This is a genomic window from Micromonospora sp. NBC_00898, from assembly GCF_045207895.1.
Lineage (GTDB): Bacteria > Actinomycetota > Actinomycetes > Mycobacteriales > Micromonosporaceae > Micromonospora.
This window is the reverse complement of the sequence record NZ_CP108775.1, coordinates 7,214,259-7,238,166: the sequence shown is the minus strand read 5'-3', so window position 1 is coordinate 7,238,166 and position 23,908 is coordinate 7,214,259. Positions and strand designations below refer to the sequence as shown.

The following is a 23,908-nucleotide window of genomic DNA, read 5'->3' as shown; positions in this document are numbered from 1 at the left end:
CTCCGGGCGGCGGCCCGCCCCGGACCCGGCGACGGGGGGTGCCCACGCCACCCGCCGGGAACCGGGACCGCGATCCTGCCGCCACCGGTGGCGCTACTCGGGCCCGCCCGGAGGGGCCGGCCGGGTGGACGGACGCCGCGGGGGCCGGCGGCGCGGCGACCGCCGTGGCCCGGGCCTCCGACCGGGGCGCCCGGATCGCCGCGATGGCGATCGCGCTGGCCTGGCACACCGCCATCGGACTGCCCGCGGTGCTGGGCGCCTGGTCGGGGCTCGCCGCGCCGATGGTGGTCGCCGCCGGCTGGGCGGTGACCGCGGCGATCGGGGTGGCGACCGGCGTACGCCTGCTGCGCGGCGCGACCCCACCCGCCCGCTGTCTCACCGTGGTGCTGCTGGTGGTCGACGCGGCAGTCTTCGCCGCCGCCGGGGAGCGGTACCTGTTCAGCGCGGCGAACTGGGTATGGAGCGGGCTCGCCTGGTTCTTCCTGCTGGTGCTCTGGCGCCGCCCGGTCGGCTGGCTGCTCGCGGTGCTGGGCGTGCACGGGGTGATCGCGCTGGGCGCGGTGCTCGGGCAGGGGGCGACCGCCCCCGCCGACCTGACCCGGTACGCGATGTACGTCTACGGCACCTCGTCGCTGCCGGTGGCGGTCTTCGCCGGGGCCGCCGCGATCGCCGTCTTCGCCCGGGACCGGGCGGCCACCGCCGCGGCCGCCGGAGCGGTGGCGGCGGAAGGGGTGGCCGCGGAGCGGGCCCGGGAGGACCGCCGGGCGCGGCTGGCCCTGGTCAGTGGCACCGCCGAGGAGGTGCTGGCCGCCCTCGCGGCCGGCCACGCCGACCCGGCCGACCCGGAGGTGCGGCGGCGCTGCGTGCTGGCGGCCGCCCGGCTGCGCCGGCTGATCGCCGAGTCCGACGACGTGCCCGACCCGCTGCTGCACGAACTGCGGGCCGCCGCCGACCTGGCCGAGCGCAACGGCCTCCCGATCGAGCTGATCGCCATCGGCGTGCCGCCGGACCTGCCGGTGGAGGTACGCCGCCGACTCGGCGACCCGCTCACCGCGGCGCTCGCCGACGCCCGGCGGTGGGCCCGGCTGACCGTGGTCGCCGGGGCGGACGAGGTGGTGGTCAGCCTGGTCACCCCGGACCACGACGGGCCGGATTCGACCGGGCCGCCCGGCGCCGACGAGGCGGGTCCGGTGGAGCACGTGCACGAGCGGGACGGGGAGATCAGATGGACGCAGACCCGGTGGCGGAGGACGTGACCGGCGCGTCGCCGATCGGCGTGGCGATCGTGGACGACCACCCGGTGGTGATCGACGGGGTGCGGGCCTGGCTGGCCGCCGAGCCGCGGCTGCGGGTGCTGGCCACCGGGGACGACCCGGACGTGGTGCTCCGGGCCGCTCCGCGGGCCGAGGTGGTCCTGCTCGACCTGCGGCTGCACGGCCGGATGGTGTTCGACAAGCTGGTTGAGCTGAGCGCCGCCGGCCGGCGGGTGGTGGTCTACTCCGAGCACACCGATCCGGACACCATGCTCGCCGCGCTCGACGCGGGGGCGGTGGCGTTCCTCGCCAAGCATGAGGGACGCGAGCACTGCGTCGCTACCGTGCTCGCCGCGGCCAACGACCGCCCGTACGTGCCGCCGGCGCTGGCCGGGGCGATGGTGGGTGACCCCCGGCCGGACCGGCCGGCCCTGTCCGACAAGGAACGTGAGGCGCTGCTGCTGTGGTTCCAGTCGATGTCGAAGGCCTCGGTGGCACGCCGGATGCGGATCAGCGAGCACACCGTCAAGCAGTACGTGGACCGGGCGCGGATCAAGTACACCCGGGCGGGCCGGCCGGCCGCCACGAAGGCGGCGCTGCTCGCCCGGGCGATCGAGGACGGGCTCGTCCGGCCGGAAGAGATCGGCATCTACCGGTCACAGGCGGCCTCCGACCGGCCGACCCCCTAACGGGTGTCATGACACCGAGCGTGTCCTCGGCGACGCTCGACGTACCGCCAACCGTCCCCGGGAGGTCGTGACCGTGCAGGAGGACGCCGCACCCTTCTTCGTCGGGCCGCACCGCTTCGACGCCGACGACGACGCCGCCCGCCCCGTGCTCGACCGGCGGTACGCGCTGGTCCCGGAGCCCGGCGAGCAGGTGCTCGCGCTGCACCGACTCCGGGTGGCGGGTCACCTGCTCGGCCCGACCGAGGGCGCCCGCAGCTGGGTGCTTCCCGCGCCCGCGACGGTCACCGTCACCGACCGTCGGGTCGCGTACGTGTGCGGCGGTTCCGAGCTGGCCCTGGTCGCCGGGCGGGCCAGCTCGACGGGCGCCCGGCACCGGCGCCCGGGCCGGCTGTCCCGCCTGGTCAGTGGGCAGATCCGCTGGCAGTGGCCGTCCCGGCTGGAGGTGCGGGCCGACCACCCGGACGGCGACGCCGATCTGCTGGTCGTCTGCGACGCGCTGCGCACCATCCGGCAGCCGGCGCTCGCCCTCGGCGGTCCGGTCCCGCTGGTGGCCGAGCTGGCCCGGCAGGTACGCCGGTCGGTCGCCGCCTTCCGGCTGGTGCACCCGGAGCTGGTTGACCTGTCGCCGCCGGAGCGGGACGAGCTCGCCACCCGGCTCGTGCCGACGCCCGTCCCGGCGACGGGCCGGATCACCCTGCCCGGGTCGCTCCCGGTCGAGTTCCTCTCCCGGGACGACTACTACCGCCCGCAGGCGGAGCCCGGCGCAGACCGGCCCCGCCGGTCGGCCCTCCCCCACCGCCCCGGCTCCGTCTGCTGACCCGCGCCGCCCCGAGGCGCCGCGGTCCTGGTGCGGAACGGCTCCCAGCGGCCGAGCCGTCCAGGATCTCGGGCGGCGCGGGCCCGGCGGCAGGGGCGGGTCAGCTGGCCAGCGGGAGGGCGTCGCGGGTGGTGCGGGCGCGGGTGCGGAGGCGGCGGAGCATCCGGGCGTCGGTGAAGCCGACGGCCCGGGCGGCCGACTCCACCGTGGCGCCGTGCCCGATCAGGTGCTCGGCCCGCTCCACCCGCAGCAGTTGCTGGTAGCCGAGCGGGGTCAGCCCGGTGGCCTGCCGGAACAGCCGGCTCAGGGTGCGCTCGGACACCCCGCAGGCGGCGGCCAGTCCGGGCAGCGGCAGCGGCTCCGAGAAGCGGGCGTCGATCAGGTCCTGCGCCCGGTGCACCGCGTCGGAGAGATGCGAGCGGTACCGCATCATCGCGCTGGCCTGCTGTTCGTGGCCGTTGCGCCGGGCGTACACGACCAGGGTGCGGGCGATCCGGGCCGCCGCCGACGGGCCGTGCCGGGTGGCCACCAGGTGCAGCGCCACGTCGATGCCGCTGGCGATGCCGGCCGAGGTGACCACCCGGTCGTCGACCACGTAGAGCACGTCCCGGACCACCCGGGCCGCCCGGTGCCGCCGGGCCAGCTCGTCCTGCACCTCGTGGTGGGTGGTGCAGCGCCGCCCGTCGAGCAGGCCGGCCCGGCCGAGCGCGAAGGCCCCCGCGCAGACGCTCGCGACCGTGCCGCCGCGCGCGTGGTGGTCGGCCAGCCGCCGCAGGTCGGCGACCCCGACCGGCCCCGCCGGACCGGCCGGGACCGCGCCGGCCAGCTCGGCGACGGTACGGACGGTGGCGAACCGCCCGGCGAGGGCGTACTCGGTGCGGGTGACGATGTCCCCGGTCGACAGGGTGCGCGGGTCGGCGAGGACCTGCTCCAGCGACGCGTCCGCCGGCAGGTCGCGGTGCGGGATGGGGAAGGTGACCGTCGCGTCGGTCACGAAGGTCATCTCGTACCCCAGGTCGGCGCCGACCCGGGTGGTGGTCTCCACGCACTGCTCGGTGCGGATGCCGCATACCGTCACCTCGCGGACGCCCGCGAGGGTGAGCAACTGCTGGAGGTTGGTGGTGGTGAAGGCGTTGTGCGAGGTCTTGACCAGCGTGGGTTCCCCGTCGACCGGGGACAGCCCGTCGATCAGCCGGACGTGACCGAGGGCCGGGTCGAAGACCGTGCCGGTGCCGGGTTCGGCGTGCAGGACCCACACCACCAGGTCACCCCGACCGCGGGCGGCCGCGACCAGCCGGTCGACCTGACCGACGATGTCCGGCTGCGAGGCGTACGCCCAGATCGGACGCTGGCGGAACGACTCCTGGACGTCGATGACGACGAGTGCGGCTCTGTTCATGGACTCGATCCTGACCGGGCGGACACCGGGGCGGCAGGCACCATCATGCCCGGATGCGGAACGATCCGGTCACCGGCCCGGCCGCGCCGGTCGGCGCCCCGGCCCGACGCCCGGGTCAGGCGGCGGAGGCCCGGCGGCCCCGGCGGTCCAGCTCGGCGGCCTCCTCCAGGGTCGGCGCGGTGCCGCCGAGGTTCGCCGGCTGCCACCAGGTGTCGTCGGCGCCGGCCGGGGCGTCCGGGTACTCCCGCTGCACCTGGTCCACCAGCGCGCTCAGCCGGCTCTTCAGCTCGGCCGTCATCGCGTTGGCGTCCGGGTACGCGGTCGGGCTCATCGGCTCGCCGATAAGGATGGTGATCGGGGTGTGCCGGCGGGTCAGGGTGCGCGGCCGACCCTTCGTCCAGAGCCGTTGGGTGCCCCAGAGCGCGACCGGGAGCAGCGGCACCGCCGCCTCCTGCGACATCCGGGCCGCGCCGTTCTTGAGCTCCTTGACCAGGAACGACCGGCTGATCGTGGCCTCCGGGAAGACGCCGACCACCTCGCCGCGCCGCAACGCGTCCACCGCCGTGTTGTACGAACCGGCGCCGGCCCGGCGGTTCACCGGGATGTGCTTCATGCCGCGCATCAGCGGGCCGGAGACCTTGTGCGCGAAGACCTCCTGCTTGGCCATGAACCGGACCAGCCGCCGGGACTCGTACGCGCCGTAGCCGCAGAAGATGAAGTCCAGGTAGCTGACGTGGTTGCTGGCCATCACCGCGCCACCCGTGCGCGGCACGTGGTGGCTGCCCTCCACGGTCAGGCGCAGGTCGAGGACCCGGAACATCGTCTTGGCGGCGGCGATCACGGGCGGGTACACGAGTTCCGGCATCCGGCAACTTTACCCCGCGTAGGTTACGGAACCGTAGGGGCCGAGCGTGCCGTCGGAGGACCACCCTTCTGCCCTTCTGCCCTCGGCAGAGGCGGTTGGCGGGTGGCGGCGGAGCCCGGCACGATGGCGCGATGACGGAACGCGCGGTGCTGCTCTGGATCCACGGCGGCGGCTGGCGGGGCCGGTACCACGAGGACGGCGCCGCGCTCGCCCCGCTCGGACTGCGGGTGGTCGCGGCGACCTACCGCTTCGTGGACGAGGCACACTGGCCGGCCCAGCTCGACGACGTACGGGCCGCGGCGCGGTCGGCCCGGGCGGCGGCCGGCGGGTTGCCGCTGCTGGCCGGCGGCGACTCGGCGGGGGCGACCCTGGCCCTGCACCTGGCCCTGCGCGGCGTCGACCGGCCCGGCGACGTGGCGGGCGCGCTCGCGTACTGGCCGCCCGTCGACCCGCTCGACGCGGACTGGCGGCGGCTGCGCGCCCACGACGATCCGTGGGCCGGCCTGCTCGGCCACCCGCCGGCCGCCGGCGACCCGGCCACCGCCGACGCGACCGTCGCCACGCACCTCGGCTCCGGCGTGCCGGTGCTGCTGGTGCACGGGCGCGACGACCGTGCTGTGCCGGTCAGCCAGTCGGTCGAGCTCACTGGACGGCTGCTCGCCGCGGGGCACCCCGTGCACACCTGGATCACCCACGGCGGGCACGCCCTCGACCTGGGCCGCCCGGACATCCGGGCGGCCACCGGCGCGTTCCTGGACAGCGTCCTGCCGCCCGGCTGACGCGGCTGCCGTCAGGGCATGCCCGATCTCGCCGCGATCGTCATCCACTGCCGCGACCCGTACCTGCTCGCGCCGTTCTGGAGCACGGTCACCGGGCTGCCGGTGGTCGACGAGGACCGGGTCCGGCTCGCCGAGCGCTCACTCGGACCGACCGAGCCGCTACGAGGCGGACAGCTTGTGCATGTCCATCCGGCCCCGTGCGAACGCGTCCACCCGGCCCCACCGGCCCGGGATGTCCAGCACCTCGATCCGACCCATGCCGATCGGCAGCCGCGGGTCGACCGCGAGGTGCCCCTCGTGCGGCTCCAGCCCGAGCATCGTGCGGAGCAACAGCAGCGGCGTACCCGTCGACCAGGCCTGCGGGCTGCACGCCGTCGGGTACTCCACCGGGAACTTGGTCAGGTCCCGGTCGTAGCCGCCGAACGCCTCGGGCAGCCGCCCGTCGAAGTACCTGGCCGCGTCCAGGATGCCGCTGGCGATGGTGGCCGCCTCCTCCGCGAAGCCGTACCGGCGCAGCCCCCAGGCGATGAACGAGTTGTCGAACGGCCAGATCGTGCCGTTGTGGTAGCCGATCGGGTTGTAGCGGACCTCGCCCTCGGCCAGGGTCCGCACCCCCCACCCGGAGAAGAGCCGCGGGCCGACCAGGTGCTCGGCGATCTTCGCCGCCCGCTCGTGGTCGACGATGCCGCTCCAGAGCAGGTGGCCGATGTTCGAGCTGAGCACGTCCATCTGCCGGCCGGTCGGGTCCAGGCCGAGGGCGAAGAACTCCCCGTCCTCGACCCACCAGTCCCGGTTGAACCGCTGCTTCAGCTCGGCCGCCTCCCGTTCCAGCTGGTCGGCGTACGCCGGGTCGCCCCAGAACTCCCGGGCCAGCCGGGCGGCCCGCATCTTCGCGTCGTACGCGTACCCCTGCACCTCGCAGGTGGCCCGCGGGAACGGGGGCAGCGTCCCGTCGCGGTACGAGATCGAGTCCCAGGAGTCCTTCCAGCACTGGTTCTCCAGGCCGGTGTCGGTGTTGCGCCGCTCGTACCAGATGTAGCCGTTGCCGACCAGGTCGGCGTAGTCGTCGATCCACTTCAGCGCGGCCCGGCACTCCCGTTCCAGCTCCTTGACCAGCGTGACGTCGCCGGTCCACTTCTCGTACTCGTCGAGCAGCACCACGAACAGCGGGGTCGCGTCGACCGAGCCGTAGTACGGCGAGTGCGGCTGCTCCTCGAAGGCGGCCGTCTCGCCGTACCGCATCTCGTGCAGGATCCGGCCCGGGTCCTCGTCGCGGAAGTCGTCGAAGCGGGTGCCCTGCAGGGCGCCCAGGATCCGCAGCGTGGTCTTCGACAGGGCCGGGGCGAACGGCAGCACCTGTAGGCAGGTCAGGATGCTGTCCCGGCCGAACATGGTCATGAACCAGGGCAGGCCGGCCGCCGGCAGCGTCTGCCCGCCGAGTGAGAGCGGCGAGAAGCGCAGCGCGGCGAGGTCGATCAGGCTGCGCCGGTACGTGTGGGCGACCTCACCGTGCTCGCTGTTCACCTTGGGCGCCCGGGCGATCCACTCCTCCAGGTCGTGCTGGAGGGCGAGCCGCTCGGTGCCGTGCGCCCGCAACCCCATCCGCAGGTCCCGGCCGCCCGGGCCGAGCGCGTACGTCTGCACGTCGATCGCCGTGTTCCACTGCTCGTTGGGTTCCAGGTGGATCGTGTACGCGAATCCGTTCGGGTCGTAGCGGGCCGGCACGGAGGAGGTGATCACCGTCTCCCGCCGGAAGTTCCCGCGCCGGTAGCCGATCCGCAGCCGGTCCGCCTCGACCTCGCTGTAGATCTCGCCCTTCTTGTTCAGGATCTCGTCCTTGACCTGGAACAGGTCGGCGAAGTCGGAGCCGGCGTCCATCCGGATCTCCAGGTCGACCGCCTTCTCGTCGTGGTTGAGGATGGTCAGGGTCTCCCGGAAGCTGCCGCCCACCGCCCGCTCCCGGATGACCGACAGCTTCGCGTCGATGTAGTGCGTCGCCATCCCCGGCACCAGGAAGAACCGCGCCTCGTAGTACTGGAGGTCGTCGTAGGAGAGCGCATTGAGCCGCTCACCGTTGACGGTCAGCACCCACTTGGACAGGAAGCGGGTGTCGAGGGAGAACAGGCCGGTGGGCTCACTCGGGGTGGCCTCGATGTCGCCGGTGTCCTCGGAGACCACGAACGTGTTGCCGTCCAGGATCCGGATCGTGTTGGTGCCCGGCATCAGTGGACCTCCCTCTGGAACGCGTGGTGGGGCCCGCGGGCATCCGGCGGACCGGGGAAGATCCGTTCGACCTGCAGCACCAGGCGCAGGTCGCCCGAGACCGTCATGTCGCCCCGGATCAGCGCCGCGATGGCGTTCTCATTGCCGGTGACCAGCTCGCCGAAGAGCCGCGGCGGGGTACCCACCACCGTGTCGGCCTCCCGGTCCTCCTGGCTCACGTGCAGCTTGCCCCGCTCGATCTCGAGCAGCCAATGGGTCGTGTGCGCCCCTTCGTGCAGGTCGAAGCGCAGGGTTCCGGAGGTTTTCTGCAACAGGGGTTCGAACCCCCGCCGGTCCAGGTCCTCGAAGAACCTCGTGGTCGCGTCCAGCATCCGGTCCACTCCTCCCGCGATCCGCGGCGTTCGACGTCCGAGGAGGGGTCCCCACCGGGTACGACGTCAATCTCGCCCGGTTCGGGTGAGTCGACGCGGCGGGTGCGGCGGAGGGCGGCGGTAACCTCCGACGGGAGAGACGAGGAGGGCCTGTGGCGGGCATACCGGAGATCGACCGGGAGCGGGTGCTGGCCTACCGGGTCGCGGCCCAGCAGCTCGACCGTCCGGGGCTGCGCCCCGCCGACCTCGACGTGCTGGCCCTGGGCATCCAGGACACCCCGTACGGCTCGGCCCGGCTGGCGCTGGCCGCCCGCGTTCCCGCGGCCGTCGGGCCGGACGACGACCGGTTGGAGCTGGTCTGGTCCTTCCGGGGCGCCCCGCACCTGCACCGCCGGGCGGAGCTGCCGGCGCTGGCCGCCGCGCTCTGGCCACTCAGCGACACCGACGCCACCCGCCGCATCCCCGGGCAGATCCGGGAGGGGGCAAAGCTGGGGCTGGCCGCGTTCCGGGCCGCCGCCGACGCGTTCCGGGCGGTGGTGACCGCGCCGATGGACCGGGGTGAGGTGAGCCGGGCGGTCACCGAGCGGATCCCGGCCGCGCTGAGCTACGACTGCCGGCCCTGCGGCAGCCGGCACGTCTCGGGCGCGCTCTTCCAGCAGGCCGGCCTCGCCGGCGGGGTGCGCCTCGCGGTGTCCGGGCGGGCCGCGCGGCTCGCGCCGCTGGCCGGGTGGTCGGGGCCGCCCGACGCGGCGACCGGCGCCGACGCGCTGGCCCTGGCCTACCTGCGGCTGCTCGGCCCGGCGACGGTCGGCGACGTGGCCGGCTTCCTCGGCACCAGCGCCACCGAGCTGCGCCGCGTCTGGCCGTCGGGCGCGCTGACGGAGGTGCGCGTCGACGGTCGCCCGGCCTGGGTGCCGGCGGACCGGCTCGAGGCGCTCCGGGCGGCCGAGCCGGCGCGGCTGGTCCGGCTGCTGCCACCCGGCGACCCCTACCTCCAGGCCCGCGACCGGGCCCTGCTGGTCCCGGAGAAGGCCCACCAGCAGCAGCTGTGGCGGATGCTGGGCAACCCGGGCGCGCTGCTGGTCGACGGCGAGATCGCCGGCACCTGGCGCGCCAAGCAGGCCGCCAAGGGCCGGCTCGACCTCACCGTCACCCCCTTCGCCGCGCTGCCGAGCCGGGTCGGCCGGGCGGTGGAAACCGAAGCCAAGGTGGTGGCCGCCGCCCGGGGCGCAGCCGAGGCGCGGGTGGTGATCGAGCAGGTCTGACCGGGGTCGCCGGCAACCGGCCGCTTCGGGGCGCACGACGCCGGCCCCCGAACCGGGGGCCGGCATCACCGCGGCGGACGGGTCAGTTGTTCGGTTCGTCGGCGCTGATGTCCGCGAGCACCGATTGGGGCTCCCGCTCGACGGCGAGGTCACCCATCGAGATGAGCCCGACCAGGCGGCCGTCGTCGATCACCGGCAGCCGGCGTACGGCGTACGTCCGCATCAGGTCGGCGGCGGCCACCGCGTCGTCGTACTGGCTCACCGTGACCACGTCCTTGGTGGTGATCTGGTTGAGCCTGGTCGTGCTCGGGTTCATGCTCTCGGCAACGCCGCGGACCGTGATGTCCCGGTCCGTGACGATGCCGACCACGTTGTCGCCGTCGGTCACCACCACGTCGCCGATGGCGCTGTCGCGCATCTCCTGCGCCGCCGCGGTGAGCGTGTCGTTGCCGTCCATCGTCACCAACCGGGTCGTCATGAACTCTCCGACCGTTGTCATGGTGCTCCCCTCTCGGTGTCGGCACGGTCGTCTACCCGCCCCCGCCGACCGGTAACGCCCGCCGCTCGGTCGTGGGCGGCGCAGCCGCCGGCGCAGGTCGAGCACCAGCAGTGGCCCCGGGCTCCTATCTCTGACTCCAGCCGCAAGGTAGCGGTCAGGGCTTTGTGGCCGTGGTCTTCTTGAGCTGGCGGGGGACGGTCTTGGTCTTGTCGAGGTGTCCGTACACGGTTGACCGGGGCACGCCGAACATGTCGGCGATCTGCTGGACGGTCTTCTCCCGCTCGTCGTAGAGCCGTTGGGCGAGCGCAGCCTGGTCCGCGATGAGCTTCGCGAACGGCCGCAACGTCCGGCGTTCCATCGCACTGGGCCCTGACCTGGGTAATCGAGGTTCGGAAACAGCTTCTCACCATGACACCGGCGAAGGCCGCTGCCTGGCTGATCGTCAGTCCGCTGGTCAGGTCTTCAGCGCCGGCCGCGGCCGAGGGCGCCGACCTCGCGTACGACCTCGGCGATGGTCCGGTAGTCCTTTTTCAGGATGTGGTCGTGGTTGCTGGCGACCTTCGCGCTGATCTTGATGTTCGGGTTGCGCTCGACCACCTGATCGACGCTGGCGCGGATGCGTTCCTGCTCATCACCCTTGCTTCCGATGGACGCCCCGGACGCGAACACATACCGCGTCGGGACGGTGATGCCGTCCAGCACCGGACCCAGATTCCGTGCGCGGGCGAGCTTGCCGAGCTCGATGTTGCACTCGGCCATCTGCGCGGCGTTCAACCGCGGGGTCAGGCCCGTCGGGCGCAGCAGCGGCAGGAACCAGCTCAACCGCTTGAACAGCTTGCGGATCCGCTGCTCCATGGCCTCGTCGAGCCAGTCGTGCGGTTGCGCGCCTTCCACCAAGACCGTACCCAGGGCACGGTCGGCGTTCCGGCTGGTCCAGTGCGCGGCGACGAACGCCCCGTATGACCAGCCCGCCACCAGCGGCCGGTCCACGCCCCTGGCTTTGAGGACGACGTCGACATCGCGGACGGCGGCCTCGAAGGAGTAGTCGGCCGACTTCTTCGATTTGCCGCGGGCCCGCTCGTCGTAGGTGATGTGCCGGTAGTCGGGGCCGAGTTCAGCGATGACCCGCCGCCAGTACCCCTGAGTGGCGAACTGGCCATTGAGGTAGACCACAGGGATACCGGGACCGCCAGTGTCGGTGACGGCCAGGGCCGTATCGTCAACCGGCACCATGCCGGTCCACTTCGAACTGGTCGAGGAAGTGCTGTTCTTCGTCATGACGGATGGCTCCTTCTCTACAGGCTGCGGGCGGTGATGTCGCCGTGGCCGGTGGTCGCGTGGATGGTCAGGCCGGCCGCGGCGCCTTCGGTGTTCTTCAGCGCGTTGTGGATCCGGCCGTAGCCGGTGCCGGCGTCCAGGCAGGCGGAAACTCCGTGGGCGGCGCCGACCGTCACGTCGCCCATCTGGGTGCGCAGCACGACCGTGCCGGAGGTGGCCTCGGCGATGTGGATGTCGCCCTTTTGGGTGCTGATCTCCGCGGGGCCGGTAAGGCGGCCGACCGTGACGTCACCGGCGTAGGCGGCCACGCGCACGCTCGCGGCCTCGTCGATCTTGACCGCGCCGTGCGCGCCCTCGCAGGCGACGTCGCCGAGCCGTCCGACGCCCCGGAACTCGGCGGCGGCCGCCTTCGCCTCGATGCGGGAACCGGCGGGCAGTTGGACCGTCACCTCGATGGATCCGGACGCGCCGAGGATCTGGTTCTTCTCCGCCGGGGCCTTGATCCGCAGGACGCCGTCGCCGAATTCGACCTTGGTCTGCTCAGCCGCCTTCACGTCGCGGCCCTTGGAGGCGTTGGCGGGCAGGACCTCGACGGTGGTGTCGGCCCGGTCGGCGGCGATGACCTGGATGCGCCCGGCGGGGATGTCCAGGACGGCGGAGATCGCGGCGGAGGTGTCGAACTTCTGCATCATGCTCTCCTCGTGCGCTCATCGTTTCTGACACCGGAAACACTACGTTGCGTTCGAGAATTGCGCAACGAGTTCGTTGCGCACAACCTGTATTAGCGCAGGTGGAAGTCCAGTTTTCGTTGCAATGGATGTGAACCTAACGCAATGGCAGATGTCCTGGTCGTTGCATTGGACTGTGGGCGAACGCTACGCTGGCGGCACCAGGGAAGCACGAAGGGAGATCGCGGTGCCGGGAGGCAGACTCACCCAGCAGGAACGTCAGCAGATCGCGCTGGGGCTGGCCGACGGCCTCGCCTACGCGGAGATCGCCCGACGTCTCGACCGCCCCACCTCGACGATCACGCGTGAGGTCATGCGCAACGGCGGCCCCACCGCCTACCGCGCCGACTTGGCCCACCGCGCCACCGAACGCCGCGCCCACCGGCGCAAGCACACCCCGCCCCGAGAGCACGGGGCGCTGGCGCAGGGCCACGGGCGCGACGACGAGGCCGTGCGTGAATACGAGGAGGCGTTCACCACCCTCCTGATGCAACAGGGCCTGCCCAAGATGATGGCTCGGGTGCTGACCTGCCTCTTTATCGCCGACGCGGGCAGCCTCACCGCGTCCGAACTCGTCCAGCACCTCCAGGTCAGCCCGGCGTCCGTCTCCAAGGCGATCGCGTTCCTCGAAGATCAGGGCCTCATCCGCCGGGAACGCGACGAACGCCGCCGCGAGCGCTACTTCGTCGACGACGACGTCTGGTACCAGTCGACGATCGCCAGCGCCCGCGGCATCGCCCAGGTCGCCGAGACCGCACGGCAGGGCGTCAGCGTCCTCGGCCCCGGCACCCCGGCCGCCGCCCGCCTCGAGAACATCGCCCGCTTCAGCGACTTCATCAGCGAGAGCATCCTCCGCGCCGCGGAGCAGGTCCGCGAAGTCCTCTACACGAAACCCGAAGCGAGCTCAGGCGGCACTGCCAAGCCAAGTTCAGATCGCGGATAGACAGCCGTCTTGATGGTCACAGCCAGTGGTGCCCACGCCGGCCCCTTCAACCTGAGCCGACCCCATCGCGCGCCCGCCAGGCGGCCCCGCTCATGCAGGGGTCGGTGAGGTCGGCAAGTCCTTCATCGCAGCTCCGTGGCTGACCGGGTGGCGGCATCTGCCGAGGTACGGGGGCGAGCTCTTCCAGGGCGGCGTAGGTGGGGTGCGTGGGGCCGCCGCGGGTGAAGCGCCGCAGCACCTGCTCGGCCTCCGCCGTCCCCAGCCGCAGCGCGGTGGCGTACTTGACCATCGGGCGGGTCAGGGAGCCGCCGAGGGCCGGCCAGCCGGGCTGGGCGTCGTCCGGGCGGTACAGCCGGATGCGGCCGATGTTCTTCAGCCGCGGCAGCAGCGTCGGGGCTAGGACTCCGAGGCCGCAGTGGCACGTCCGGACGAGGTCGGGCCGTGGCGGGAACCCGACGAGGGTCAGCCGCGTGGCGGCATGCCGTAGACGCGCTCGACGTGCAGCCGCAGCACCAGGCGGCGCTCGGCGACCATGGCGGCCCGGAAGTCGGCCCAGTCCGGGTGCTCGCCCTGCACCGCCCGGTAGAGCCCGACCAGCTCCGCCACGGTCGGGTCGTCCGGCCGCTCAGCCACCGGGGTCAGCTCGGCCCGCGCCTCTGCCACCGCGTACGCCCACCCGTCGTCGCTACTGACGTGGAAGCTGGCCCGGGGGTCGCGGCGCAGGTTGGCGGTCTTGGCCCGACCGTCGGTGACCGAGACGCGGATCAGGCCCCGCTCCCGGTCGAAGGAATAGACCACGTTGGACAGTTGGGGCCGGCCGTCCCGCTTGATGGTGGCCAGCACGCCCAGCCACCGGCTGGCGATGAGGTCGGTCAGGGCCCGCTCGGTCTTCTCGTTCGCCATGGCGTCCTCCGCGTCAAGTCGCATGTTGCCGACTCCATCTCAGCGCACATTCGGGTCCACCGCGACGCTGACGCGTCGACACGTCACCACCCGCGGCCTGCCCCGACGCGGCTGAGCGCGGTCGGCTGGACCTCGCCGCCCGGCGCCGCGAAGCCGTCGCGAGCGCGGACCGTTCCGGCACCCTCCGACCGGGGATATGCCCGGCGAGCGATATACCTGAGAGGCATAAATATGCCTCTCAGGTATATCGCTCGCGAGGACATCTGCTGACGGCGGCCGACCAGCCAACCGCGCCGGCCAGGCGACCCGACCGGCCAGGACCGTCCCGGATCCCAGCCCGGCGGTGCGGCAGGCGCCGGCGGGGGTCAGCGGCGCTCGGCGGCGACCAGCTCGGCGAGCTGCACGGCGTTGAGCGCGGCGCCCTTGCGCAGGTTGTCGTTGGAGCAGAAGAGGGCGAGGCCGTGCTCGACGGTCTCGTCGGCCCGGATCCGCCCGACGTACGTCGGGTCCTGCCCGGTGGCCTGCAACGGGGTGGGCACGTCCGACAGCGCCACGCCCGGCGCGCCGTCGAGCAGCTCGTGGGCGCGGGCCGGGGTGATCGGGCGGGCGAAGCGCGCGTTGATCTGGAGCGAGTGGCCGGTGAAGACGGGCACCCGGACGCAGGTGCCGGAGACCTTCAGCCCGGGGATCTCCAGGATCTTGCGGCTCTCGTTACGCAGCTTCTGCTCCTCGTCGGTCTCGAAGGAGCCGTCGTCGACGATCGAGCCGGCCAGCGGCAGCACGTTGAAGGCGATCGGGCGGGCGAACGACCGCAGCGCCGGGAACTCCACTGCGGCGCCGTCGAAAGCCAGGCCGCTGGCGTGCTCGGCCACCTTGCGGACCTGCTCGTCCAGCTCGGCCACGCCGGCCAGCCCCGCGCCGGAGACCGCCTGGTACGTCGAGACGACGAGGCCGACCAGCTCCGCCTCCCCGTGCAGCGGGCGCAGCACCGGCATCGCGGCCATCGTGGTGCAGTTCGGGTTGGCGATGATGCCCCTCGGCCGGTTCGCAGCGGCGTGCGGGTTGACCTCGGCGACCACCAGCGGCACCTCCGGGTCCATCCGGAAGGCCGAGGAGTTGTCGATGACGACCGCGCCGGCCGCGGCGACCCGGGTGGCCAGCTCCTTCGCGGTGCCCTTGCCGGCGGAGAAGAGCACGATGTCCAGCCCGCGGTAGTCCGCGGTGGCCGCGTCCTCGACGGTGACCTCGCCGTCCCGCCAGGGCAGGGTGCGCCCGGCCGACCGCGCCGAGGCGAACAACCGCACCTGCTCCGCCGGGAACTCGCGCTCCGCCAGCACCTGCCGCATCACGCCACCGACCTGGCCGGTGGCCCCCACAATGCCGATCCTCATGCCCGCGAGGCTACCCAGCCCGACGACCCGACCGGGAACGCTTTCCCAGGGCCCGGACCCCGACCAGGCGGATCGGGTGCGGCCCGGGCGGGCGGCCCGGCCGCAACGAACGCGCCGACCGGCCCGCCGGGCCGGAAGATCGCACGTAGCTGCCGCGCCCGGCCGCAGCTTTGCCGATCTCGGGCCGCCGGCCGCGTCCACCACCCGACCGCCACACGCGAGCGACGTCACACACCTGCCCGGCTCACACCGTGTGGTCGACCACCTCGCCCAGGCCGGCGGCGACGAGCTCGTCCCGGATGACCGCCGAGTCGCCCTCGACCACCAGGGTGAGCGCGTGCGGCTGCAGGTACGCCGCCGCAGCCGCGCTCACCTGCTCGACGTCGGCGGCGAGCAGCGACTCGCGCAGCCGGGCGTGGTAGTCGTCCGGCAGGTCGTGCACCACCAGCGTGGTCAGCGCGGCGGCGATCGCCCGGGGGCTCTGCAGCTCCACCGAGAGTTGCCCGGCCCGCCAGGAGCGGGCCACCGTCAACTCGTCCTCGGTCACCCCGGTCACCTGGGTACGGGTGATCTCGCCGACCGCCTCGACCAGCGCCGGCGCGGTCACCGCGGTCTGCACCCCGGAGCTGACCGCGAACCGACCGAACCGGCGGGACGAGGCGAAGTCGCCCCGGATGCCGTACGTGTAACCGCGCACCTCGCGGATCAGGTGGTTGAGCCGGGAGGTGAACGCCCCGCCAAGCACCGTCCCGGCGAGCGTCATCGGCACGTGGTCGGGGTGGGCGCGGTGCGGGGACGGGTGGCCGAGGCGCAGCGTGGACTGCACCGACCCGGGCCGGTCCACCAGGATGATCCGCCGCCGGTCGTGCAGCGGCACCTCGATCGGGGCGCCCTTCTCCACCGGCCCGCCGCCGGCGCCGGCGAACGCCGCCGCGGCGAGCGCGTCCAGGTCGACCCGTTCCAGGTCGCCGGCGACGATCAGCGTGCCGGGGCGGATGAACCACTCGGAGTGGAAGACCGTCACGTCGTCCACGTCGAGCCCGGCCACCGTCTCCGGGTCGCCGTACATCGGCCGGCCCCAGCGGTTCTCGGCGCCGAAGAGGTCGGCGCGCAGCGCCGCATCCGCCCGCGGGCCCGGGTTGGCCCAGTCCATCCGCAGCGCGGTCGCCTCGTCGTCGCGGACCCGCCGCACGTCGGCCGGGTCGAGCCGCGGCGTCCGGACCGCCTCGGCGAGCAGCTCCACGGCGGCGCTCAGCCGCTCCACCGGCACCTGCACGCTGACCTGGAAGGAGTCCCAGTCCAGGCCGGTCACCAGCTCGGTGCCGAGCGCCTCGATGGCCAGCGCGTACGCGGTGGCGTCCCGCTGCGCGGTCCCCTCCTCGAGAGCCTTGGCGAGCACCCCGCCGACGCCGTCCTTGCCGACCGGCTCGCGGCCGGCACCCGCGTCGAGCAGCAGCAGCGCCACGGCGAGGTTCTGCCCGGGCAGGTGCGCGGCGACGACCTGCCCGCCGGCGACGGCCCGGCGGACCACCGGCGGGAACCGGTACGGGCGGGCGGCGCCCGGGCCGGGACGTTGCGCGATCAGCGTCATGAGGTCTTCTCCTCGGGCAGGTAGGTCAGGGTCACCCGGTCGGCGGCGCCGAGCAGCTCGGCGGCCTGTTCGGCGATCTGCTCGGCGGTGACCGCGAGCCAGGCCGGCAGCCGCTCGCCGGCCTGGGCCGGGTCACCGAACTGGGTGGCGTACCGGCCGAGGGCGTCGGCCCGGCCGTCCACGGTGGACATCTGCCGCCACCACATGGTGCTCAGCAGTGACTTGGCCCGGTCCAGCTCGGCGGCGGTCACCGGCACGGTGGCCAGCTCGTCGACCACCTCGGCCAGCCCGGCCGCCAACCGTTCGGCGGTCACCCCGGGGCGGGCGGTGGCGGTGGCGATGAGCGGGGCGGGGGCGTGCGCCAGGTCCACCCCGTACGCGCCGACCAGGTCCGGCTGGGCGATCCGCTCGCCGTCGGCGAGGCGCTGGTAGAGCCGGCTGCCCCGGCCGCTGCCCAGGACGGTGGCGAGCACGGTGGTCACGTCGTACCCGGGGGTGCCGAACGGGTGGGTGCGGTGCGCGACGTAGACCCGCGGCGCGGGCACGTCGGCGGTGACCGTCTCCCCCGCCGGGCGCCCGGTCGCCGGCACGGTACGCCCGTCCGGCGCGTCCGGGATGTCGGCGCGGGCCGGGATGGCGCCGAAGTACTTGTCGGCCAGCGCGAAGACCTCCGCGGCGTCGGCATCCCCGACGACCGTGAGCACCGCGTTGTTCGGCGCGTAGTAGGTGGTGTGGAACTCCTGGAAGGTGGCCAGGGCGGCGGCGTTCAGGTCGGCCATCGAGCCGATCGTGGCGTGGTGGTACGGGTGGCGGGGCGGGTAGAGCAGCGGCAGCAGCCGCAGCCAGGCGTCGCCGTACGGGACGTTCTCGTAGCGCTGGCGCCGCTCGTTCTTGACCACCTCGCGCTGGTTGTCCAGCGTCTCCTGGGTCAGCGCCGGCACCAGACCGCCCATCCGGTCGGCCTCCAGCCAGAGCGCCAGCTCCAGGTGCTCGGCGGGGACCGTCTCGAAGTAGTTGGTCCGGTCCGGGTTGGTGGTGGCGTTGAGCGAGCCACCGGCGCCCTGGATGAACTTCATGTGCTCGGTCTTCGCCACGTTCGTCGAGCCCTCGAACATCAGGTGCTCGAAGAGGTGGGCGAAGCCCGTCTGCCCGTCCGGCTCGTGTCGCGAACCCACGTCGTACCAGAGGTTCACGGCGACCGCCGGCGCGGTGCGGTCCTCGCTCACCACCACGCGCAGGCCGTTGTCCAGTCGGGTCGTCTCGATCGGCCAGGGGTAACCGCTGTCGGGCATGGCACGACGCTATCCGATCGCGCGGGCGGAAAGGTGACGAGCGGGGCGCATCGTCGGTCCGCGCGCGGCGCGTCGGCTCAGTCCGGCGGCTCGCTCGGGGTCACCGTCTGATCCGACGTACGGTGCTCCAGGGTGGTGTCCGGGGCGACGTTCCGGTCCTCCCGGAGGTCCGATTCGGTGAGGATGGCGTCGGCCTGGGCCTCCGGGTCGTCGCTGCCCACCGACGCCTCCTCGGGCAGCAGGTGGGCCCGGGACTCGACCCGGTCCTGGTCGCTCTGCTCATGACTCATGCCGACCCCTTACCCCGCGTACCGCTCTGCGGAACGGAGTGAGCCTGCTCCGTCACGTCGGGTACGCTGGCGGACGTGACGCGGTCGTATCGATGGTTTAGGCAGCCGGCTGGAGGAGCCGGTGACTTCACCATGATCTGACGTCACTCCTCTTCGAGCCGGCTGGGCAGGGATCACGTCCCTGCCCTTTTGCGTACGAGCAGCCGGCTCGACCTCGGGCGCCGGCCCCGGGGCACGGTCGGCGGAAGGAAACCCCACCGTGACGACCCCGGACGCCCATCGGGTCATCGACCAGCGGATCGACCGTGTCGTGCCGCTGACCACCCCGGCCCTGCTGCACCACCACCTGCCGCTGGACGCGACGCTCACCGAAGCCGTGCTGGCCGGTCGGCGCGCAGTGGGCCGGGTGCTGGACCGCGCCGACGACCGCCTGCTGGTGGTGGTCGGTCCGTGCTCGGTGCACGACCCGGCCGCCGCCCTGGAGTACGCGGGCCGGCTGCGCGAGGTGGCCGACCGGCTCTCCGACGACCTGCTGGTGGTGATGCGGGTCTACTTCGAGAAGCCGCGCTCGACGGTGGGCTGGAAGGGCCTGATCAACGACCCCGGCCTGGACGGCTCCGGTGACGTGAACACCGGCCTGCGGATCGCCCGCGCGCTCCTGCTCGACGTGCTGCGCCTCGGCCTCCCGGTGGGCTGCGAGTTCCTCGACCCGATCACCCCGCAGTACATCGCCGACACCGTCGCCTGGGGCGCGATCGGCGCCCGGACGGTGGAGAGCCAGGTGCACCGGCAGCTCGCCTCCGGCCTGTCGATGCCGATCGGCATGAAGAACCGCCCCGACGGCAGTATCTCCACCGCCGTGGACGCGATCCGCGCGGCCGGCGTGCCGCACGTCTTCCCCGGCATCGACTTCTCGGGCACCCCGGCGATCATGCACACCCGGGGCAACGCCGACGGGCACCTGGTGCTGCGCGGCGGGGGCGGGCGCCCGAACTACGACGCGGAGTCGGTGGCCGGGGCGCTGGACCTGCTGCGCGCGGCCGGGCTGCCGGAGCGGGTGGTGGTCGACGCCAGCCACGCCAACAGCGGCAAGGACCACCGCAACCAGCCGAAGGTGGCGGCGGACGTGGCCACCCAGCTCGCCGCCGGCCAGCGCGGCATCGTCGGCATCATGTTGGAGAGCTTCCTCCAGCCCGGCCGCCAGGACCTTGACCCCACCCGCGAGCTGGAGTACGGCAGGTCCGTCACCGACGCCTGCCTCGGCTGGGACACCACCGCCCAGGTCCTCACCGACCTGGCAACGGCGGTCCGCACCCGCCGCGCCACTCTCCCCACCCCCGCCTAGCCCACCTCCCACCTCCTGCCCCGACCCTGATCAACCGGGGCACGGGGACGCGGGGCGGGGGCGCGGCGGGGGATAGAGACAGCGCCGCCCCGGCCGGGGCCGGGGCGGCGCTGGGTGTCGGTGTGCAGGTCGCCTCTCGGCGAGTGGCACGACGCGGCTCCAGCCGAACGGTATTCCGCGAAGGCAATTAGGTGAGGCCCGGGGACACTGGACACACCGACGCTCTGCACAACGACTCGACCCCGTGCGGTGTTCCGGGCCGGGCTGTGTGCGCCGTCACGCGGCGGGTCGGGCGAGATCGCCCCGAGCCGGGGGACGTTTGACCGATTCGGGCCCGGGTAGCTGATCGGCGTGACCGACGACGCACCCGTGACGGACGAGCCGGACATCCGGCAGGTGGACGAGCTGCTCGACGACATCTACCGCGGTCAGGAGCGGATCACGCAGGCGGAGATCTACCGCCGGGCGGTCGCCGCGGAACTCCCGGCGGAGCTGCTCTCCCGGATCGCCGCCCTCCCCGAGGGCGAGTACGCGGTCGACGAGGCGGCCGACCTGCTCGGCGGAACCGTGGCGTGAGGACCGGGACCGGCACAGCGGCGGACCCTGCCGCACGCCGGGCCCGGACGACGGAGACGCCGAGGACCCGGACGAGGGAGAGGACAGTGCGATGAGCGACCGCGACGAGGGGCACGAGCACATCGAGGCGCTCGGCCAGCCGCCGAAGGGCCCGGACCCGGACGCGGATCCCGACTTCTCCCGGGAGCACCAGGAGACCGCGGTGGATGACGAGATCATCACCGGCACGGATGAGGACGAACGCGAGCCGGAGGCGTCGCGCGGCTGGGCCGGCGAGAACCACGGGACGACCCCCACCTGATCTGGACGAGCGAAAGGGGCCGGCGTCGACGCCGGCCCCTTCCGTCGTACCTCACTTCTCGTCGTGGTGACCGCCCTCGGCGGCCTGCTGGGCCACCGCGTAGCCCATCTGGAGGAAGTCCGAGGCGGCCACCGCGGTCAGCGCGGTCGCGACCAGCCGGGTCAGCCGGGGGGCCAGCACCAGGCCGCCGGTGAGCCCGGTGGCCACCCACACCGCCAGGCAGAACGGGCAGCTCAGCAGTTCGCCGATGGCGTGCCGGGTGGGGCTGCCCTGGTCGCGGACCTGCTCCATCACCTCGCCGCTGCCGATCGGGTGGTCGTACCGGGTGAACGGGGCCCGCAGCGGGCTGGTGATCGCGTCCTTGGACAGCAGCCGGCTGAGCTTGTGCGTGGCGATGGAGAGCAGCACCACGTCGGCGGGGGCGGGTCGCTCCGGCACCGGCCGCCCGGTCGCCCGGACCAGGCCGGCCAGGGCGGCGGTGACGGTGGCGTAGGCGCCCATCGCCGCCAGGTATCCGCCCAGCGGCCGTTGCTCGTGCGGCGCGTACGCCTGGCGCAGCCGCGCCACCTTCTGCTTCAGGCCACTGGGGGTCACCCGGTCTCCTCGTCTCGTCACGGGGCCGACTCAGCCGGCGGTCAGGTTGTCGGCCACCTCGCGGGCGAGGTTGGCCAGGATCTCGTCGGCGAGCCCGTCGGCGTCCCCGCCGGTCAGGTCGAGCCGGACCCGGGCCCCGCCGGCGTCGGCCGCCTCCACCTGGATCTCGGCGGTCCAGTCGGGCGCGGAGTCGCTGCACCACCGGGCCCGCAGCTGCTCGGCGCTGATCACCTCCGGCCGGCGGTCGCCGTCCTGCCGGAGCGGCTCGGGCAGCCAGGCGCCGGCGCGGTCCGGGTCGATGGCCGTGTTGAAGACCACCTCGGGCGGCGCCGACATGCCCCGTTCGGCGTGCGCCGCCATCAGACCTCCCGCAGCCGGCTCGGGTCGACCTCGCGCCCCGGGTGCCGGGCGAGGTACTCGGTCTCCAACTCCGCCGTCCGGCGCAGGTGGTTGGCGAGCGCGGAGTCGGCCGCGTGCCGCAGGGTGTCCAGCCGGGTGCGGTGCAGACTCTGCATCTCCCGGATCAGGTCCTCGTCGCCCAGCTCGGAGGGGTCCACCCCGAGCAGCTCGCCGTCGACGTCCGCCGTCGCGGGGTCCCGCACGTGGTCGCCGTCCCACTCCGGCAGCCGCTGCTCCGGGCTGGCGTCACCGGGCCGGCGTACTGATTCGGTCATCGTCGCCCCCTCGTCTCGTTCGGGCTGGCGTCTAGACGGATGCCCACCCGGGGTGCCACCAAACCCCGCCGACTACGACACCGCGTCGGAGATGGCGGGTGGCCCCGGTACGCTCGAGGGCATGAAGCGGCTCTGGACACCGGCGTGGATCGCCCGCCACGTGGCCATGGTCGTGCTGGTCGTGGGCTTTCTCGGCCTCGGCTGGTGGCAGGTCACCCGCGCCGCCTCAGGCAATTCGCTCAGCTTCGGATACGCGATCGAGTGGCCGGTCTTCGCCGGCTTCGTGGTCTTCGTCTGGTGGCGTGAGGTGCGGCACACGCTGCGCGGCACGCGTATCGACCGGCCGACCCCGGCACCGCCGGCGACCGCCGGCTCCGAGCCAGGCGCGGCCACCGCGGGAGTACGCCGACCGGTGCGGGTCAGCCGGGTGCCGGTGCCCGGAGACGGGGCCGATGACGGCGACCTCGCCGAGTACAACCGCTACCTGACATGGTTGAACGCCAACCCGGGCGCGAGGCCCGGCGACTATCCCGGCTGAGGCCGGTTCGGAAGGACGGACGACGGTGGGCGGAGCCCTTACCCGGTACCGCGTGATCGCCTGGATCGTGGGCGTGGCGCTGGCGGTGCTGGTCCTGATCGGCATGCCGCTGAAGTACGGCTTCGACAATCCGACCGTGGTGGCGGTGGTCGGCACGGCGCACGGCTGGCTGTACATGCTCTACCTGGCCGCCACGTTCGACCTGTCCCGCCGGGCCGACTGGCCGCTGAAGCGGATGCTGCTGGTGATGCTCGCCGGCACGGTGCCGTTCGTGTCGTTCTACGCGGAGCGCCGGGTCAGCCACTGGCTGACCGCCGAGCGGCCCCGGACGCCGGAGCCGGTCGCCGGCTGACCACCGGGCCGGCGGTCGGCGGCCGGCCCGGTGGTCAGCGGCGGACCCGTGGCGGTCAGCGGTTCGGCCGCCACGGGTCGGCGGCGGCGACCGGGTCCTCCCACCCGCCGTGGCGGGCGCCCTCGCGGGCCCGCTGGAGTGCGCGGGTGACCTGGCCGAACTGCCGCTCGTCGTCGCTGCTGAAGAGGAGTACCTCGGCGCCGCGGTGCCGGCCCCACAGCTCGTACGCGGGTGGCCGCCAACGGTCGCCGACCAGCACCAGCGTCAGGGGCAGCAGGCCGACCGCCCCCAACGTCAGGTACGCCCCGGCGGTGAGCCGCTGGAGGCCGCCGGTGAAGCCGAGCAGCACCCCGACGCCGCCGATCATGGCGGCGGTGACGACGACGGCGCGGACGGCGAGCCGGTCGTGCGGGCCGCGGCTGGTCCGGAGGTGGGTCAGTTCGGCGACGGGCCAACTGTTCCGGCCGACGGTGAAGCGCTCGCCGGTGACGACGATGCCGGGTCGCGCGTAGAGCAGGGTGGGTTTCGCGCCGGTCGCCTTCGGCGAGCGGGGCGGGTGGGTGGCGGAGCCATCGGTCTGCACGGCGTCCTCCCGGGGCTGGCGGCGCCGGGGCGGCTGCGCCGCCGCTGAGCTGTGTCGATGCCCTCCGACGGGATTCCCGGCTCCGCGCTTCATTGTGTTGCGGTCGCGCCACCTCGACCTGGCGTTTTCGGCGGCGCCGGGCGGCCACGGCGGGCGGTGCATGCCGTCGAACGGAATCCATTTCGCGCTTTGTCAGCATTTAGCGCAACGGTGTCTGACGACATCCGCCCAGAACGACGAATCAGGCGAAGCGCCCGGAGCACGCGGAGCCGGACGGGACGGCGACCGTCGGCCGGCGGGATGGTCACGAAGGGTAATCCGCCCCACTGGCACTTCCTGACGCTTTGCCAACATTCGCCCCTGCTTCAA

At 73.4% G+C, this 23,908-nt stretch carries 29 protein-coding genes; 11 read left to right on the top strand and 18 right to left on the bottom strand.

The window, feature by feature from the left end; translation table 11 throughout:
• The first annotated feature begins 38 nt into the window (after window positions 1-38).
• The 3 genes from OG799_RS35165 to OG799_RS35155 all read left to right on the top strand — a co-directional run bounded on the left by OG799_RS35165 (window position 39) and on the right by OG799_RS35155 (window position 2,759).
• Window positions 39-1,256, top strand: coding sequence for a hypothetical protein (locus tag OG799_RS35165; protein ID WP_406046502.1), 1,218 nt, complete (start codon window positions 39-41; stop codon window positions 1,254-1,256).
• Window positions 1,226-1,942 (top strand): response regulator, encoded by a 717-nt coding sequence (locus OG799_RS35160; RefSeq protein WP_406041609.1) that lies wholly within the window; start codon window positions 1,226-1,228, stop codon window positions 1,940-1,942. Before OG799_RS35165 ends, OG799_RS35160 begins: the two co-directional genes overlap by 31 nt.
• Window positions 1,943-2,015: 73 nt before the next feature.
• Window positions 2,016-2,759 (top strand): hypothetical protein, encoded by a 744-nt coding sequence (locus tag OG799_RS35155; protein WP_406046501.1) that lies wholly within the window; start codon window positions 2,016-2,018, stop codon window positions 2,757-2,759.
• Window positions 2,760-2,859: 100 nt separating this feature from the next.
• Here OG799_RS35155 and OG799_RS35150 read toward each other — a convergent pair whose 3' ends face one another.
• Both OG799_RS35150 and OG799_RS35145 read right to left on the bottom strand, forming a co-directional pair.
• Window positions 2,860-4,158 carry an isochorismatase family protein gene (locus OG799_RS35150; RefSeq protein WP_406041607.1) on the bottom strand — a complete coding sequence of 433 codons (1,299 nt, stop codon included), beginning with the start codon at window positions 4,156-4,158 and terminating at the stop codon, window positions 2,860-2,862.
• 115 nt (window positions 4,159-4,273) lie between these two features.
• Complete coding sequence (locus tag OG799_RS35145) at window positions 4,274-5,023, bottom strand: lysophospholipid acyltransferase family protein (protein ID WP_406041605.1); 750 nt, start codon at window positions 5,021-5,023, stop codon at window positions 4,274-4,276.
• Between the two features lie 131 nt (window positions 5,024-5,154).
• Here OG799_RS35145 and OG799_RS35140 point away from each other — a divergent pair, with 131 nt between their 5' ends.
• Window positions 5,155-5,802 (top strand): alpha/beta hydrolase, encoded by a 648-nt coding sequence (locus OG799_RS35140; protein ID WP_406041603.1) that lies wholly within the window; start codon window positions 5,155-5,157, stop codon window positions 5,800-5,802.
• A gap of 159 nt (window positions 5,803-5,961) precedes the next feature.
• On the opposite strand, the gene OG799_RS35135 is transcribed toward OG799_RS35140, so the two are convergent.
• Window positions 5,962-8,025 (bottom strand): glycogen debranching N-terminal domain-containing protein, encoded by a 2,064-nt coding sequence (locus OG799_RS35135; RefSeq protein WP_406041601.1) that lies wholly within the window; start codon window positions 8,023-8,025, stop codon window positions 5,962-5,964.
• Window positions 8,025-8,396, bottom strand: a complete 372-nt coding sequence (locus tag OG799_RS35130) for an SCP2 sterol-binding domain-containing protein (RefSeq protein ID WP_406041599.1) — start codon at window positions 8,394-8,396, stop codon at window positions 8,025-8,027. The genes OG799_RS35135 and OG799_RS35130 overlap by 1 nt, the downstream gene beginning before the upstream one ends.
• Window positions 8,397-8,548: 152 nt before the next feature.
• Between OG799_RS35130 and OG799_RS35125 the strand changes: the two genes are divergently transcribed.
• Window positions 8,549-9,661 carry a DNA glycosylase AlkZ-like family protein gene (locus tag OG799_RS35125; RefSeq protein ID WP_406041597.1) on the top strand — a complete coding sequence of 371 codons (1,113 nt, stop codon included), beginning with the start codon at window positions 8,549-8,551 and terminating at the stop codon, window positions 9,659-9,661.
• A gap of 82 nt (window positions 9,662-9,743) precedes the next feature.
• Here the strand turns inward: OG799_RS35125 and OG799_RS35120 are convergent, their stop codons facing one another.
• The 4 genes from OG799_RS35120 to OG799_RS35105 form a co-directional block, all read right to left on the bottom strand.
• The gene (locus tag OG799_RS35120; RefSeq protein WP_406041595.1) at window positions 9,744-10,160 is read right to left on the bottom strand and encodes a CBS domain-containing protein; all 417 of its coding nucleotides are present in this window, start codon (window positions 10,158-10,160) and stop codon (window positions 9,744-9,746) included.
• A gap of 154 nt (window positions 10,161-10,314) precedes the next feature.
• A complete protein-coding gene (locus OG799_RS35115; protein WP_406041593.1) occupies window positions 10,315-10,518 on the bottom strand; it encodes a helix-turn-helix domain-containing protein in 204 nt (67 codons plus the stop codon).
• A gap of 104 nt (window positions 10,519-10,622) precedes the next feature.
• Complete coding sequence (locus OG799_RS35110; RefSeq protein ID WP_406041591.1) at window positions 10,623-11,438, bottom strand: alpha/beta fold hydrolase; 816 nt, start codon at window positions 11,436-11,438, stop codon at window positions 10,623-10,625.
• A gap of 17 nt (window positions 11,439-11,455) precedes the next feature.
• The gene (locus tag OG799_RS35105) at window positions 11,456-12,127 is read right to left on the bottom strand and encodes a DUF4097 family beta strand repeat-containing protein (protein WP_406041589.1); all 672 of its coding nucleotides are present in this window, start codon (window positions 12,125-12,127) and stop codon (window positions 11,456-11,458) included.
• Window positions 12,128-12,353: 226 nt separating this feature from the next.
• Here OG799_RS35105 and OG799_RS35100 point away from each other — a divergent pair, with 226 nt between their 5' ends.
• Window positions 12,354-13,109 (top strand): helix-turn-helix domain-containing protein, encoded by a 756-nt coding sequence (locus OG799_RS35100; RefSeq protein ID WP_406046500.1) that lies wholly within the window; start codon window positions 12,354-12,356, stop codon window positions 13,107-13,109.
• A gap of 46 nt (window positions 13,110-13,155) precedes the next feature.
• On the opposite strand, the gene OG799_RS35095 is transcribed toward OG799_RS35100, so the two are convergent.
• The 6 genes from OG799_RS35095 to OG799_RS35070 form a co-directional block, all read right to left on the bottom strand.
• A complete protein-coding gene (locus OG799_RS35095; protein ID WP_406046499.1) occupies window positions 13,156-13,494 on the bottom strand; it encodes a Tn3 family transposase in 339 nt (112 codons plus the stop codon).
• 77 nt (window positions 13,495-13,571) lie between these two features.
• Entirely contained in the window at window positions 13,572-14,012 is a 441-nt protein-coding gene (locus OG799_RS35090) for a PPOX class F420-dependent oxidoreductase (RefSeq protein WP_406046498.1), read from the bottom strand.
• Between the two features lie 365 nt (window positions 14,013-14,377).
• Window positions 14,378-15,403 carry an aspartate-semialdehyde dehydrogenase gene (locus OG799_RS35085; protein WP_406041587.1) on the bottom strand — a complete coding sequence of 342 codons (1,026 nt, stop codon included), beginning with the start codon at window positions 15,401-15,403 and terminating at the stop codon, window positions 14,378-14,380.
• Between the two features lie 244 nt (window positions 15,404-15,647).
• Window positions 15,648-16,994 carry a M16 family metallopeptidase gene (locus tag OG799_RS35080; protein ID WP_406041585.1) on the bottom strand — a complete coding sequence of 449 codons (1,347 nt, stop codon included), beginning with the start codon at window positions 16,992-16,994 and terminating at the stop codon, window positions 15,648-15,650.
• On the bottom strand, window positions 16,991-18,286 hold the full coding sequence (locus tag OG799_RS35075) for a M16 family metallopeptidase (protein WP_406041583.1): 1,296 nt from the start codon (window positions 18,284-18,286) through the stop codon (window positions 16,991-16,993). The genes OG799_RS35080 and OG799_RS35075 overlap by 4 nt, the downstream gene beginning before the upstream one ends.
• A gap of 77 nt (window positions 18,287-18,363) precedes the next feature.
• Entirely contained in the window at window positions 18,364-18,576 is a 213-nt protein-coding gene (locus OG799_RS35070; RefSeq protein WP_406041581.1) for a hypothetical protein, read from the bottom strand.
• 259 nt (window positions 18,577-18,835) lie between these two features.
• On the opposite strand from OG799_RS35070, the gene OG799_RS35065 reads away from it, so the two are divergent.
• From OG799_RS35065 to OG799_RS35055, 3 genes are all read left to right on the top strand, one after another.
• The gene (locus tag OG799_RS35065) at window positions 18,836-19,921 is read left to right on the top strand and encodes a 3-deoxy-7-phosphoheptulonate synthase (RefSeq protein WP_406041579.1); all 1,086 of its coding nucleotides are present in this window, start codon (window positions 18,836-18,838) and stop codon (window positions 19,919-19,921) included.
• Window positions 19,922-20,272: 351 nt separating this feature from the next.
• A complete protein-coding gene (locus OG799_RS35060) occupies window positions 20,273-20,497 on the top strand; it encodes a hypothetical protein (protein WP_406041577.1) in 225 nt (74 codons plus the stop codon).
• Window positions 20,498-20,588: 91 nt separating this feature from the next.
• Window positions 20,589-20,798 (top strand): hypothetical protein, encoded by a 210-nt coding sequence (locus tag OG799_RS35055; protein ID WP_406041575.1) that lies wholly within the window; start codon window positions 20,589-20,591, stop codon window positions 20,796-20,798.
• Between the two features lie 51 nt (window positions 20,799-20,849).
• Here OG799_RS35055 and OG799_RS35050 read toward each other — a convergent pair whose 3' ends face one another.
• The 3 genes from OG799_RS35050 to OG799_RS35040 are packed head-to-tail and all read right to left on the bottom strand — an operon-like array spanning window position 20,850 to window position 22,066.
• Window positions 20,850-21,392, bottom strand: coding sequence for a DUF1360 domain-containing protein (locus OG799_RS35050; protein WP_406041573.1), 543 nt, complete (start codon window positions 21,390-21,392; stop codon window positions 20,850-20,852).
• Between the two features lie 30 nt (window positions 21,393-21,422).
• The gene (locus tag OG799_RS35045; RefSeq protein ID WP_406041571.1) at window positions 21,423-21,752 is read right to left on the bottom strand and encodes a hypothetical protein; all 330 of its coding nucleotides are present in this window, start codon (window positions 21,750-21,752) and stop codon (window positions 21,423-21,425) included.
• Entirely contained in the window at window positions 21,752-22,066 is a 315-nt protein-coding gene (locus tag OG799_RS35040; RefSeq protein WP_406041569.1) for a DUF6158 family protein, read from the bottom strand. The genes OG799_RS35045 and OG799_RS35040 overlap by 1 nt, the downstream gene beginning before the upstream one ends.
• Before the next feature lie 121 nt (window positions 22,067-22,187).
• On the opposite strand from OG799_RS35040, the gene OG799_RS35035 reads away from it, so the two are divergent.
• Both OG799_RS35035 and OG799_RS35030 read left to right on the top strand, forming a co-directional pair.
• On the top strand, window positions 22,188-22,604 hold the full coding sequence (locus OG799_RS35035; protein WP_406041567.1) for a hypothetical protein: 417 nt from the start codon (window positions 22,188-22,190) through the stop codon (window positions 22,602-22,604).
• Between the two features lie 25 nt (window positions 22,605-22,629).
• Window positions 22,630-22,956, top strand: coding sequence for a DUF3817 domain-containing protein (locus OG799_RS35030; protein WP_406041565.1), 327 nt, complete (start codon window positions 22,630-22,632; stop codon window positions 22,954-22,956).
• Between the two features lie 55 nt (window positions 22,957-23,011).
• On the opposite strand, the gene OG799_RS35025 is transcribed toward OG799_RS35030, so the two are convergent.
• Window positions 23,012-23,539 carry a DUF6232 family protein gene (locus OG799_RS35025; RefSeq protein WP_406041563.1) on the bottom strand — a complete coding sequence of 176 codons (528 nt, stop codon included), beginning with the start codon at window positions 23,537-23,539 and terminating at the stop codon, window positions 23,012-23,014.
• Window positions 23,540-23,908: the final 369 nt, after the last annotated feature.

Excerpts from the sequence above, each read along its gene's own strand:
- OG799_RS35105 (WP_406041589.1), bottom strand. The coding sequence starts at position 12,127 with ATGCAGAAGTTCGACACCTCCGCCGCGATCTCCGCCGTCCTGGACATC.
- OG799_RS35075 (WP_406041583.1), bottom strand. The coding sequence starts at position 18,286 with ATGCCCGACAGCGGTTACCCCTGGCCGATCGAGACGACCCGACTGGAC.
- OG799_RS35080 (WP_406041585.1), bottom strand. The coding sequence starts at position 16,994 with ATGACGCTGATCGCGCAACGTCCCGGCCCGGGCGCCGCCCGCCCGTAC.
- OG799_RS35140 (WP_406041603.1), top strand. The coding sequence starts at position 5,155 with ATGACGGAACGCGCGGTGCTGCTCTGGATCCACGGCGGCGGCTGGCGG.
- OG799_RS35070 (WP_406041581.1), bottom strand. The coding sequence starts at position 18,576 with ATGAGTCATGAGCAGAGCGACCAGGACCGGGTCGAGTCCCGGGCCCAC.
- OG799_RS35040 (WP_406041569.1), bottom strand. The coding sequence starts at position 22,066 with ATGACCGAATCAGTACGCCGGCCCGGTGACGCCAGCCCGGAGCAGCGG.
- OG799_RS35145 (WP_406041605.1), bottom strand. The coding sequence starts at position 5,023 with ATGCCGGAACTCGTGTACCCGCCCGTGATCGCCGCCGCCAAGACGATG.
- OG799_RS35085 (WP_406041587.1), bottom strand. The coding sequence starts at position 15,403 with ATGAGGATCGGCATTGTGGGGGCCACCGGCCAGGTCGGTGGCGTGATG.
- OG799_RS35055 (WP_406041575.1), top strand. The coding sequence starts at position 20,589 with ATGAGCGACCGCGACGAGGGGCACGAGCACATCGAGGCGCTCGGCCAG.
- OG799_RS35160 (WP_406041609.1), top strand. The coding sequence starts at position 1,226 with ATGGACGCAGACCCGGTGGCGGAGGACGTGACCGGCGCGTCGCCGATC.
- OG799_RS35035 (WP_406041567.1), top strand. The coding sequence starts at position 22,188 with ATGAAGCGGCTCTGGACACCGGCGTGGATCGCCCGCCACGTGGCCATG.
- OG799_RS35110 (WP_406041591.1), bottom strand. The coding sequence starts at position 11,438 with ATGACGAAGAACAGCACTTCCTCGACCAGTTCGAAGTGGACCGGCATG.
- OG799_RS35150 (WP_406041607.1), bottom strand. The coding sequence starts at position 4,158 with ATGAACAGAGCCGCACTCGTCGTCATCGACGTCCAGGAGTCGTTCCGC.
- OG799_RS35090 (WP_406046498.1), bottom strand. The coding sequence starts at position 14,012 with ATGGCGAACGAGAAGACCGAGCGGGCCCTGACCGACCTCATCGCCAGC.
- OG799_RS35115 (WP_406041593.1), bottom strand. The coding sequence starts at position 10,518 with ATGGAACGCCGGACGTTGCGGCCGTTCGCGAAGCTCATCGCGGACCAG.
- OG799_RS35130 (WP_406041599.1), bottom strand. The coding sequence starts at position 8,396 with ATGCTGGACGCGACCACGAGGTTCTTCGAGGACCTGGACCGGCGGGGG.
- OG799_RS35120 (WP_406041595.1), bottom strand. The coding sequence starts at position 10,160 with ATGACAACGGTCGGAGAGTTCATGACGACCCGGTTGGTGACGATGGAC.
- OG799_RS35135 (WP_406041601.1), bottom strand. The coding sequence starts at position 8,025 with ATGCCGGGCACCAACACGATCCGGATCCTGGACGGCAACACGTTCGTG.
- OG799_RS35045 (WP_406041571.1), bottom strand. The coding sequence starts at position 21,752 with ATGGCGGCGCACGCCGAACGGGGCATGTCGGCGCCGCCCGAGGTGGTC.